Here is an 11729-nt window from a genome sequence, read left to right on the forward strand (position 1 = left end):
ATGAGAGGGTAAGGCTCCCAGTAGACGACTGGGTTGATAGGCCAGGTCTGGAAGCCCGGTAACGGGTGGAGGTGACTGGTACTAATAGGCCGAGGGCTTGTCCTCAGTTGCTCGCGTCCACTGTGTTGGTTCTGAAACCACGAACAACCCCACGTTTGCCACAGGCGTGGTGCGGTTGAGTGTTTCATAGTGTTTCGGTGGTCATAGCGTGAGGGAAACGCCCGGTTACATTTCGAACCCGGAAGCTAAGCCTTACAGCGCCGATGGTACTGCAGGGGGGACCCTGTGGGAGAGTAGGACACCGCCGAACTCCTTTTAGAGCTCTGGCTCTTGGGTGAGATGCCCAAGAGCCAGAGCTTTTTTGCGTAAGGTAAGGTCAGGGGGCATAGTTGGCTCGTTTCCCCCACAGGAGGCCCCCGGGTGGAGGTCCAGGAGACCCGGATCCAGACAGACCGGGTCCTCACCATCCCGAACATCCTCAGCATGGCGCGGCTCGTTGGTGTGCCCGTCTTCCTGTGGTTGATCCTCTGGCCTGAGTTCGGCGGTCCCAAGAGTGATGGCTGGGCGCTTCTGGTACTGGCGCTCAGTGGCGTCAGTGACTATCTGGACGGCAAGCTGGCTCGGCGCTGGAATCAGATCAGCAGCCTTGGCCGGCTCCTCGACCCCGCGGCCGACAGGCTCTACATTCTGTCGACTCTGGTGGGTCTCACCTGGCGCGAGGTTCTGCCACTTTGGTTGACCGCTGTACTGCTGGCGCGAGAGCTGGTTCTGTTGGTGATGGTGGGCATCCTCAGGCGTCACGGCTATCCACCGCCGCAGGTGAACTTCCTGGGGAAAGCCGCTACCTTCAACCTGATGTACGCCTTCCCGTTGCTGTTGCTCAGTGACGGAAGTGGATGGATCCCGTCACTCGCTGCTATTTTCGGATGGGCGTTCGCCGGATGGGGTACAACGCTGTACTGGTGGGCAGGGATCCTCTACGTGGTTCAGGTCCGCCGACTTGTCACGGCGGACGCCATGGCCGATTGAGCTCGCCCGATTGGGCGGCCGTAGTGGCCTGATGGCCCGTGTCGGAAAAGTGCGGGACAATCTGGACGGGTGAAGTCGGCTAGACCGTCGTCTCTTCGAGGAGGACGCTTCCGACATGAAGGCCGTCGTGATGGCCGGAGGCGAGGGCACGCGCCTTCGCCCCATGACCTCAAGCATGCCCAAACCGCTCCTGCCTGTGGCGAACCGCCCGATCATGGAGCACGTGTTGCGGCTGCTCAAAAGGCATGGGCTCAACGAGACCGTCGTAACTGTCCAGTTCCTGGCCTCGCTCGTCAAGAACTACTTCGGTGACGGTGAGGAGCTCGGGATGGAGCTCACCTATGCCAATGAGGAGAAGCCACTCGGAACTGCCGGGAGCGTCAAGAACGCCGAGGAGGCGCTGAAGGACGACGCGTTCCTCGTCATCTCCGGCGATGCTCTGACCGACTTCGACCTCACCGAGCTCATCAATTTTCACAAGGAAAAGGGTGCGCTGGTCACCGTTTGTCTGACGCGTGTACCGAATCCCCTGGAATTCGGAATCACCATCGTTGACGAGGAAGGCAAGGTGGAACGCTTCCTGGAGAAGCCCACCTGGGGTCAGGTCTTCTCGGACACGGTGAACACGGGCATCTATGTGATGGAGCCCGAGGTCTTCGACTATGTCGAGTCCGACGTTCCCGTCGACTGGTCCGGCGATGTCTTCCCCCAGCTGATGAAGGAAGGCAAGCCGATCTATGGCTATGTCGCCGAGGGCTACTGGGAGGACGTCGGTACCCACGAGAGCTACGTGAAGGCACAGGCCGACGTCCTGGAGGGCAAGGTCGACGTCGAGATCGACGGGTTCGAGCTCTCGCCCGGGGTGTGGGTTGCCGAGGGTGCCGAGGTGCATCCCGACGCCGTACTGAGAGGGCCGTTGTACGTCGGTGACTACGCCAAGGTCGAGGCCGGCGTCGAAATCCGCGAGCACACCGTCGTCGGGTCGAATGTCGTCGTGAAAAGCGGGGCTTTCCTGCACAAGGCCGTCGTCCACGACAACGTGTACATCGGACAGCACAGCAATCTGCGGGGCTGTGTCGTCGGAAAGAACACTGACATCATGCGGGCCGCGCGGATCGAAGACGGTGCCGTCATCGGCGATGAGTGTCTCGTCGGTGAAGAATCGATTGTGCAGGGGAACGTACGCGTCTATCCGTTCAAGACCATCGAGGCCGGCGCCTTCGTCAACACCTCGGTGATCTGGGAATCGCGGGGGCAGGCGCATCTGTTCGGTGCCCGCGGTGTCTCCGGCATCCTGAACGTGGAGATCACGCCAGAGCTGGCCGTACGACTTGCTGGGGCGTATGCGACGACCCTGAAGAAGGGCTCCACCGTCACCACGGCCCGCGACCATTCCCGAGGTGCCCGTGCGCTGAAGCGCGCGGTCATTTCGGCGCTTCAGGCCAGTGCCATCGACGTACGCGACCTGGAGAACGTGCCGCTGCCGGTCGCCCGGCAGCAGACCGCCCGGGGCAGCGCGGGCGGAATCATGATCCGGACCACGCCCGGAGTGCCGGACTCCGTCGACATCATGTTCTTCGACGGGCAGGGGGCCGACCTCTCTCAGACGAGCCAGCGGAAGCTGGACCGTGTCTTCGCGCGCCAGGAGTACCGGCGGGCGTTCCCCGGAGAGATCGGTGACCTGCACTTCCCGGCGAGCGTCTTCGACTCGTACACCGGATCGCTGCTGCGGAACGTCGACACGACCGGGATCGCCGAGTCGGGCCTCAAGGTCGTAGTGGACGCGTCCAACGGCAGTGCCGGGCTCGTACTGCCCAGCCTGCTCGGCAAGCTCGGGGTGGACTCGCTGACCATCAATCCCGGTCTCAACGAGTCCAGGCCGACGGAAACAGCCGACATGCGGCGGTCGGGGCTGGTGCGACTGGGCGAGATAGTCGCGTCATCGCGTGCCGCGTTCGGAGTGCGGTTCGACCCCGTGGGTGAGCGGCTCTCGCTTGTTGACGAGAAGGGGCGCATCGTCGAGGACGACCGGGCACTGTTGGTGATGCTCGATCTGGTGGCCGCAGAGCGACGCAGTGGACGGGTAGCGTTGCCGGTGACCACCACGAGGATCGCCGAGCAGGTGGCGGCGTACCACGGGACGCAGGTGGAGTGGACGACCACCTCGCCGGACGATCTGACCCGGGTCGGGCGCGACGACTCCACGATCTTCGGTGGTGACGGACGTGGTGGGTTCATCGTGCCGGAGTTCAGCAGCGTCTTCGACGGAACTGCGGCCTTCGTGCGGCTCATCGGGCTGGTGGCCCGGACGCAGCTCACGCTCAGCCAGATCGACGCGCGGATTCCGCGGGCGCATGTCCTCAAGCGGGATCTCGCGACCCCCTGGGCCGTGAAGGGACTGGTCATGCGGCGGGTCGTAGAGGCCGCCGGGGACCGGTTTGTCGACACGACCGACGGTGTTCGGGTCGTGGAGACCGACGGGCGGTGGGTGATGGTACTGCCCGACCCGGCCGAAGCCGTTACGCATCTGTGGGCCGAGGGGCCCGACGACGCGTCCGCGCAGGCTCTCCTGGACGAGTGGGCGGAGGTCGTGGACAGCGCCGGGCGCTGAGCACACGCGCGCGTGCCGGACAAGTACCCCCAACGGGGCTTGTCCGGCACGCCGATCGGGCCATCGGTGGGGCCATTCGGAGGTACTGATCGCGACGTGCGACTATGTGCGGCATGCCGCAGCAGACCCCCGTTCGGGGTACCCCTACGCGACCCTCGCGCCCGGACGCCTCCATGTCGCTGCTCACCAACGTCATGGACCACAGCCTCGACGATGGGTACGCCGAGGCCGCTGCCCGCAAGCAGGCCGAGGGCATCAGTGGTATGCCCAAGACGATGCGGGCCAAGCTCGGGCTCGCCGCCGGTCTGGTGCTCGCGGCCCTCGTGGTGACCCTGGGAGCGGCGCAGGCGCGCGTGGCGGCCCCCGTCGTCGCCAAGGAGCGTCAGGAGCTCATCGACCGCATCGAGCGCGAGACCGCGGCAGCCGACAAGCTGGAAGGCACCATTGACGAGCTCCGCGGCGATGTGAGCGCCCGGCAGCGCGAGGCGCTGAGAAAGGGCGGTGGCGGCGACCAGGGGGAGCTCGTGGGCATCCTGTCGGGGGCCGTCGAGGTGCACGGTCCCGGTGTCAAACTCGTCGTCAACGACGCCAAGGACGCCAGCTGGGGCGGTGGCGGCGACGCCCGTGGGACCTCCGGGTTCTCCGACACGGGGCGCGTCCGTGATCGCGACATGCAGCGGGTCGTCAACGGGATGTGGCAGTCGGGCGCGGAGGCGATCTCGATCAACGGGCAGCGGCTGACGGCGCTGTCCGCGATCCGGGCCGCGGGTGACGCGATACTGGTCGACAACAAGCCGCTGGTGCCGCCGTACACGGTGCTTGCCGTGGGGGACGGGAAGAAGTTGAGCACCCGGTTCCAGAACAGCCCCGACGGGTTGTATCTGCATGCGCTGCAGGAGAACTTCGGGATCCGGACGGCCATTTCCCTCGAGGGCGACGTCCGGCTGCCTGCCGCGCCGAGCGTGATCGTACGAACAGCAGAACCGAGAACTGAGAAGGGCACATCGTGATCGCCGTACTGGGCCTCGTCGTGGGAGTCGTGGCCGGACTCTTGGTCCGGCCCGAGGTTCCGGCGGTGGTCGAGCCGTACCTCCCCATCGCCGTCGTGGCGGCGCTCGACGCCGTGTTCGGAGGCCTGCGCGCGATGCTGGACGGCATCTTCGACGACAAGGTCTTCGTGGTGTCGTTCCTGTCGAACGTGGTCGTGGCCGCGCTGATCGTGTTCCTGGGCGACAAGCTGGGTGTCGGCGCCCAGCTGTCCACGGGCGTCGTGGTCGTCCTGGGAATCCGTATCTTCTCCAACGCCGCGGCGATCCGCCGGCACGTCTTCCAGGCGTGAGGCCGATGAGCGATCACGACGAGACGCCGACGACGAACCTGCGCTCGGACGCCGGCCCGAAGATCGTCGGCCAGAAGGACGGCGGACAGAGGGAGACGGGCCCGAAGAACAGCGGCCAGAAGAACAGCGGCCGGGAGGAGACGCCGACGCGACTGCGCCGGGAACTTCCCGAAGAGGTGGCCCCCGGGCCCACCGGCCCCTCTGAGAAGACCGACCAGGAGGAGCAGCCTGTTCTGACCGGTCGGCAACGGCTCGTGATGGGGCTGTGGCCGCCGCGCGTCACACGCGCCCAACTCATCGTGGCCCTGCTGCTGTTCGGCCTCGGCTTCGGCCTGGCCGTGCAGGTGGCCTCCAACAGCGACAACGACAGCGCCCTGCGTGGCGCACGTCAGACAGATCTTGTTCGCATCCTTGATGAACTGGATGACCGTACTCAGCGTCTGGAAGAGGAGAAGCAGGGTCTCGAAGATCAGCGCACTGAGCTGGAGAACAGCTCGGACCAGGCCGAAGAGGCCCGTAAGCAGACGGTCGAGAAGGAGAGACAACTCGGCATCCTCGCGGGCACGGTGGCGGCGGAGGGACCCGGCATCACGTTGACGATCAATGACACGAAGGGAGCGGTCGAGGCGGACATGCTGCTCGACGCGATCCAGGAGCTGCGCGCGGCCGGCGCGGAGGCGATCCAGGTGAACGGTGTACGGGTTGTCGCCAGCACGTATCTGACGGACTCGGGCAAGGGGATCAGCGTCGACGGGAACAAGATCACCCAGCCCTATCGTTTCAAGGTCATCGGCAAGCCGCAGGACCTGGAGCCCGCACTGAACATCCCGGGAGGCGTGGTGCAGACGCTGGAGAAGGAGCAGGCCACCGTGATCGTGGAGCGGGCAGACAAGATCATCGTGGACGCCTTGCGGGCGGCGAAGCAGCCTGACTACGCTCGGTCGTCCTCCCAGTGAACCCCGGGTGCATGGGGGCGGTCCGACGGGGGCATGAGGTTGCGGGGGGTCGGCGCACCAAACGGGTGGTGCGTGGTGGAAACTGTCAGGTGGATACGGACGTTGTGAGGATGTCCGGGTCGACCGATGTGGTCAATCAGGGTTCGTCCTGCCCCACGGGCGGGTCTGTTTCGGTCAAGGGGAATCGCCCGTGAAGTTGTTTGCGAAGTTGTTCGGCAAGAGCGCGCGAGAGGACAGCGGCAACGCTACCGCTCGCCATCGGGCACAGCCCGACGAAGAGGGCCAGCGCCCTCTGTTCCGCGACCAGGTGTCTGGTCCGGGCGGTGACATTTCCGGAGGTCAGGGCGCGCCGTCTGTTGACCCTGCCCAGTCCGGCCGCATAGGTTTCGGAGATCCGTCAACCTCAGGTTCGGGTGGAGGGTTCGGCCCCGGCCCGTACGAGTCCAATGCCCCGGCGGGGCAGCCGCGGCAGGAGGATCCGTCCATGTCGGCCCTGGTGTGTACGAGGTGCGGGAACCGCAACGCGGAGAACAGCCGTTTCTGCTCCAACTGCGGCGCGCCGTTGCGGGCCGGGGCGGCCGCGGAGCGTCCGTCCGAGACGACCTCCACGATCTCCATCTCGGGCATTGAGGCGTACGACTCCGAGACCACCGGCCAGACGTCGATCCCGGCCCTCTCACCCGAGGCGCAGGCGGCTGTGGACGCGCTGCCGCTCGGCTCGGCCCTCCTGGTGGTGCGCCGCGGTCCGAACTCGGGCAGCCGGTTCCTCCTGGACGGCGACCTGACGACGGCGGGGCGTCATCCGCAGAGCGACATCTTCCTGGACGACGTGACCGTCTCGCGTCGTCATGTGGAGTTCCGTCGCGGACCGGACGGCTCCTTCACGGTCGCCGACGTCGGCAGCCTGAACGGCACGTACGTCAACCGGGAGCGGATCGACCAGGTCGCGCTCTCGAACGGTGACGAGGTGCAGATCGGCAAGTACCGCCTGGTCTTCTACGCGAGCCAGCGGGGCTACTGACCCGTCAGGGAAGGTCCATGCTTCATACACCGAGCGGTGGTGCCGGGAACGGCGCCGCCGCCACGGACAGCGGACTGATGAGCATCGGCACGGTGCTGAGCGTGCTGCGCGACGAGTTCCCCGAAGTGACGATCTCCAAGATCCGTTTCCTGGAGTCGGAGGGGCTGGTAGAGCCGCAACGTACCCCTTCGGGGTACCGGAAGTTCAGTGCCGAGGACGTCGAGCGTCTCGGGCACGTGCTGAGGATGCAGCGGGACCACTATCTGCCGCTCAAGGTGATCAGGGAGCATCTGGACGCCCTGGAGCGAGGTGAGCCGGTACGGCTGCCCGTCCTGGGGCGCCAGCGTGACACGGGTGACGGGGAGCAGCGGCTCGACGAGCTCTTCGGGGAGCCCGAGCAGTCGGCAGCGGTGCGGCTCGGACGCGCCGAACTCCTGGCCGCAGCCGAGATCGACGAGGAGCAGCTGACCGAGTGGGAGTCGTACGGACTCGTCTGTGCGCTGCCCGACGGAGCGTACGACCCGGACGCGGCGACCCTGGCCACCCTTCTGGTGGAACTGGGGCGGGTCGGGATCGGGCCACGGCACCTGCGGGCCATGAAGGCCGCCGCCGACCGTGAGGCGGGCCTCGTCGACCAGGTGGTGGCGCCCCTGCGACGCCACCGCAATCCGCAGACCAGGGCCCATGCGGAGGCCCGTACGAAGGAGCTGGCGGAGCTCACGGTGAAGCTGCACGCCGCACTGGTGCAGACAGCGCTCGGAGTGAGGCTGCCCTGACTCTCCGGGGCGGGACGGGGCCGGTCTCGTGGGCCAATCTCTGTCCGACTACCCAAACGTCCCGCGCACGGCCTAGGGTTGCTGTGTGAACGAGCTCGATGTCGTAGGTGTCCGGGTCGAAATGCCCTCCAACCAGCCGATCGTGCTCCTGCGTGAAGTGGGAGGCGACCGTTACCTCCCCATCTGGATCGGACCGGGGGAGGCAACGGCCATCGCTTTCGCCCAGCAGGGCATGGCTCCCGCTCGACCGCTGACCCACGACCTGTTCAAGGACGTGCTGGAGGCCGTAGGTCAGGAGCTCACCGAAGTGCGCATCACGGATCTGCGTGAGGGCGTCTTCTACGCGGAGCTGGTGTTCGCCAGCGGCGTCGAGGTGAGCGCCCGCCCGTCCGACGCCATAGCGCTGGCCCTGCGCACCGGGACGCCGATCTTCGGCAGCGATGGAGTGCTCGACGACGCCGGCATCGCCATCCCGGACGAGCAGGAGGACGAGGTGGAGAAGTTCCGCGAGTTCCTCGACCAGATCTCGCCCGAGGACTTCGGTACGAGCAGCCAGTGAGGCGGTTCGAGGGGCCGGAGAGCGCTACGCCTTAGCGGGCGGGCCGCAGCGACGGAGCTGGCGAGCTGCACAGGCCGTCGGCCCTTCAACGTGTGCCACGGCGCGGGGATGGCTTGTGGCGATCTTGAGCAGTAGGTGGGTTCAGGGCTACTGATGGACCAAGCAAGTCGGTCCGGCCGGTGGGGAATCCAGTCCGGCGAAATTCGTCCGCCCGTTCGGTCCGATCAGTCCGTCGGTGGACCGCGGGACAGTCCGTCGGTTGGTCGTGAGGCGGACATGGCCGGGGCGATTCATGGGCATGTGCGGCGTGTCCAGCAGTGGCGGCACGGTGTTATGTGGCCCGGCCGAAAGCACATTCGGCTAGCCTTTCCCGGCGGAAGGGCACGGGAAACCACTCCTTGGGTGATTATCACTCGGCGTGCCGAGTGTGGCGATCGTTGACGCACCCCTGGTGACTGCCTACCTTCGAGAAGGCAGGTCAAGGACGGAGGTCGGCGTGAGAAGCAGCGGCGACGGTACGGCTGGGGGCGCCCCGGGACGCAGTCCGGGGGAGAGTGGCCCGTACCCTCCCCCGAGCTCTCGGCTCCGCGTGAGCAGGGGGTACCCCCATTCCGACAACGTCCCGCCCCGGCCGGCGGCGGTGCCGGTCGACGAGGGGGCGGTGTCCGAGGCGGCAGAGCAGATCGGTTACCGCGGCCCCACCGCGTGCGCGGCCGCGGGCATCACCTACCGGCAGCTCGACTACTGGGCCCGCACAGGGCTCGTCGAGCCGAGCGTACGGCCCGCCTACGGCTCCGGTACGCAGAGGCTTTACAGCTTCCGGGACGTCGTAGTCCTGAAGGTCGTCAAGCGGTTCCTCGACACCGGTGTGTCGCTGCAGAACATCCGCACCGCTGTCCAGCACCTCAGAGAGCGTGGCTTCCAGGACCTGGAGCGGATGACGCTGATGAGCGACGGCGCGACCGTCTACGAGTGCATGTCCCCCGACGAGGTCCACGCCCTGCTGCAGGGTGGGCAGGGCATCTTCGGGATCGCCGTGGGCGTGGTCTGGCGGGATGTGGAGAGCGCGCTGTCCCAGCTGCACGGCGAGCGGGTCGACACCGGTGAGACGCTCGTGGGCCACAACCCCGCGGACGAGCTGGCGCGGCGGCGGAACCGGGCGGTCTGAGCGACGCAGGACCGCCAGGGTCCTGTGCGCGCTGTCGTACCGGCGCATTGTCAGTGGTGTAGGGCAGCATCGGACATGTGAGAACCGCGCCCACGATCCTGCATCTCGACATGGATGCCTTCTACGCCTCGGTGGAGCAGGCATCCAAGCCGAGCCTGCGCGGGAAGGCCGTCATCGTCGGCGGGCTCGGGCCGCGCGGGGTGGTCGCCACCGCCTCCTACGAGGCGCGGGTCTTCGGGGTGCACTCGGCGATGCCCATGGCCCAGGCGCGGCGGCTCGCGCCCAACGCCGCGTATCTCGTGCCGCGGTTCGAGGTCTACCGGGCGATCAGCGAGCAGGTCATGGGACTGCTGCGTGCTCTGTCGCCGCTGGTGGAGCCGCTGAGCCTGGACGAGGCGTTCGTCGACCTGGAGGCCGAGGGAGCGGCCTGGGACGCGGAGTCGGCGCGGCTCACCGGGACGAAGCTGCGTTCGGACATCCGGGCCGTGACCGGGCTGACCGGATCTGTGGGGCTCGCCGCGTCCAAGATGCTCGCGAAAATCGCGTCCGAGGAGGCCAAGCCCGACGGGCTCCTGCTCATCGAGCCCGGGACCGAGCGGGCGCTGCTCGGGCCCAAGTCGGTGCGGATCCTGCCGGGAGTGGGGCCCGCGACCGGCGACCATCTGCGGCGGGCCGGCATCACGACGGTCGAGGAGATCGTGGAGGCCGGTGAGGACGAGCTCGTGCGGCTGGTGGGGAAGGCCCACGGGCACGGCCTGTACGCCATGGCGCTGGCGCACGACGACCGTTCCGTGGTGGCCGAGCGGGACACGAAGTCCGTATCGGTGGAAGACACCTACGACGTGGACATCCACGACCGGGTCCGGGTCCGCACGGAGGTGCAACGGCTCGCGGACCGGTGCGTGCGGCGGCTGCGTGGGGCGCGGCTGTCCGGGCGGACCATAGTGCTGAAGGTGAGGCGGTACGACTTCTCGACGCTCACCCGGTCCGAGACGCTGCGCGGGCCCACGGACGACCCGGCCGTGGTGCGGGAGACGGCGGCGCGACTGCTGGAGGCCGTGGACACCACGGGAGGGGTACGGCTGCTCGGGGTGGGCGTCAGCGGGCTCGCCGACTACACGCAGGAGGACCTGTTCGCTCAGGCGGCGGGGGAGACCCACCTCGACGACGAGGACACGCTGGAGGAGCCTGCCCGGGAGGCTGCCGCACCCGCCGAGCGGCGGTGGCCCGCCGGGCACGACGTATGTCATACCGAGTTCGGGCACGGGTGGGTGCAGGGCAGTGGGCTGGGCCGTGTCACCGTGCGCTTCGAGACACCCGACTCGGCACCCGGTCGCGTCCGTACCTTCCGTACCGACGATCCGGCCCTGCAGCCGGCCGATCCGCTACCGCTGATACCGGCGGGGCCAGAGCAGTCGGAGGTGACGGCAGTGGGGCGGAAGGCGAGCCCCGGGTCGCAAGGGACCGTTGCGGCGAAAGAGTGAACTCGAATGGCGGGAGGCGGGTGGCAGGACCTGAGCCATCTAGGCGTGCTGGCTGGCGCTGTGCGGATGGTCGGGACATAACGGCGCCGGGTGGCGGCTGCCCGGCTCCGCCGCCCGGCGCTGCGGGACGAGTCGTCGTGGTCGTGGTCGTGGTCGTGGTCGTGGGGCTGTGGCGGCTCAGGCCTCCTCCGTGCCCGCGATGCGGCCGAATTCGCTGTCCACCGGGGGAGGAGGGGCGATGTCCAGGCCGTAGTGGTGGTAGAGCTGAAGTTCTTGTTCCGGGGAGAGATGGCGGCCGACGCCGAAGTCGGGGGCGTCCTTGATGAGGGCGCGGTCGAAGGGGACGCGGAGGGCTCCCTCGACCAGTTCGCTGGGCTCCAGGGGGACGAAGGCGTCTCGGCTGAACAGGCCCATGCGTATCGCCGCCCACTCGGGGATTCCTGTCGCGTCGTCGAGGTACACCTCGTCGACGGTGCCGATCTTGGTGCCCTTGCGGTCGAACGCTTTGCGGCCGATCAGATTGCGCGGATCGATGTCGGTCTGCACGGGCCCTCCAAGTGATCGCATATGGAGCAACGCATCCGTAACACTACGAAAAGCCACATTGGGGAAGGTGGCCACTCGAAGACGCGTGCGTTGAACGCGCTGGTAGGCTGACAGCGGCTGCTGACCCCGTGCGGGAGAGTCCTCCGGCATCGTCGGAGGCGCCGAAGGAGCAACTCCTCCCCGGAATCTCTCAGGCCCCTGTACCGCACGGACGAGGTCACTCTGGAAAGCAGAGCGGGT

General features: G+C 67.3%; 11 protein-coding genes, 2 rRNA genes and 1 riboswitch. Of the genes, 12 read left to right on the forward strand and 1 reads right to left on the reverse strand.

Going from position 1 to position 11729, the window contains the following annotated elements; translation table 11 throughout:
- The 12 genes from FPZ41_RS47315 to FPZ41_RS27430 form a co-directional block, all read left to right on the forward strand.
- Positions 1-105 (forward strand): 23S ribosomal RNA (locus FPZ41_RS47315); the annotation flags it as partial.
- A gap of 88 nt (positions 106-193) precedes the next feature.
- Positions 194-310 (forward strand): 5S ribosomal RNA (rrf, locus tag FPZ41_RS27380).
- 110 nt (positions 311-420) lie between these two features.
- Positions 421-1029: a CDP-alcohol phosphatidyltransferase family protein gene (locus FPZ41_RS27385; RefSeq protein WP_322620801.1), complete on the forward strand. Its 609-nt coding sequence runs from the start codon at positions 421-423 to the stop codon at positions 1027-1029.
- 115 nt (positions 1030-1144) lie between these two features.
- On the forward strand, positions 1145-3640 hold the full coding sequence (locus FPZ41_RS27390) for a mannose-1-phosphate guanyltransferase (RefSeq protein ID WP_152866334.1): 2496 nt from the start codon (positions 1145-1147) through the stop codon (positions 3638-3640).
- Positions 3641-3744: 104 nt separating this feature from the next.
- Positions 3745-4650, forward strand: a complete 906-nt coding sequence (locus FPZ41_RS27395; RefSeq protein ID WP_152866335.1) for a DUF881 domain-containing protein — start codon at positions 3745-3747, stop codon at positions 4648-4650.
- Positions 4647-4979 carry a small basic family protein gene (locus FPZ41_RS27400; protein ID WP_131564207.1) on the forward strand — a complete coding sequence of 111 codons (333 nt, stop codon included), beginning with the start codon at positions 4647-4649 and terminating at the stop codon, positions 4977-4979. Before FPZ41_RS27395 ends, FPZ41_RS27400 begins: the two co-directional genes overlap by 4 nt.
- Positions 4980-4984: 5 nt before the next feature.
- Positions 4985-5935: a DUF881 domain-containing protein gene (locus FPZ41_RS27405; protein WP_228023012.1), complete on the forward strand. Its 951-nt coding sequence runs from the start codon at positions 4985-4987 to the stop codon at positions 5933-5935.
- Positions 5936-6125: 190 nt separating this feature from the next.
- The gene (locus tag FPZ41_RS27410) at positions 6126-6956 is read left to right on the forward strand and encodes an FHA domain-containing protein (protein WP_322620802.1); all 831 of its coding nucleotides are present in this window, start codon (positions 6126-6128) and stop codon (positions 6954-6956) included.
- 17 nt (positions 6957-6973) lie between these two features.
- The gene (gene ftsR / locus FPZ41_RS27415; RefSeq protein WP_152866337.1) at positions 6974-7732 is read left to right on the forward strand and encodes a transcriptional regulator FtsR; all 759 of its coding nucleotides are present in this window, start codon (positions 6974-6976) and stop codon (positions 7730-7732) included.
- A gap of 85 nt (positions 7733-7817) precedes the next feature.
- Complete coding sequence (locus FPZ41_RS27420) at positions 7818-8291, forward strand: bifunctional nuclease family protein (RefSeq protein WP_028797289.1); 474 nt, start codon at positions 7818-7820, stop codon at positions 8289-8291.
- A gap of 496 nt (positions 8292-8787) precedes the next feature.
- A complete protein-coding gene (locus FPZ41_RS27425) occupies positions 8788-9459 on the forward strand; it encodes a MerR family transcriptional regulator (protein ID WP_322620803.1) in 672 nt (223 codons plus the stop codon).
- Positions 9460-9536: 77 nt separating this feature from the next.
- The gene (locus tag FPZ41_RS27430; protein ID WP_322620804.1) at positions 9537-10943 is read left to right on the forward strand and encodes a DNA polymerase IV; all 1407 of its coding nucleotides are present in this window, start codon (positions 9537-9539) and stop codon (positions 10941-10943) included.
- A gap of 177 nt (positions 10944-11120) precedes the next feature.
- Here FPZ41_RS27430 and FPZ41_RS27435 read toward each other — a convergent pair whose 3' ends face one another.
- Positions 11121-11489 (reverse strand): PRC-barrel domain-containing protein, encoded by a 369-nt coding sequence (locus tag FPZ41_RS27435; protein WP_181587353.1) that lies wholly within the window; start codon positions 11487-11489, stop codon positions 11121-11123.
- 121 nt (positions 11490-11610) lie between these two features.
- A riboswitch (glycine riboswitch) is annotated at positions 11611-11705 on the forward strand.
- The last annotated feature ends 24 nt before the right edge of the window (positions 11706-11729 follow it).

Origin of the sequence: Streptomyces acidicola (genome assembly GCF_009377235.1) — a bacterium.
Taxonomy (GTDB): Bacteria; Actinomycetota; Actinomycetes; order Streptomycetales; family Streptomycetaceae; genus Streptomyces; species Streptomyces acidicola.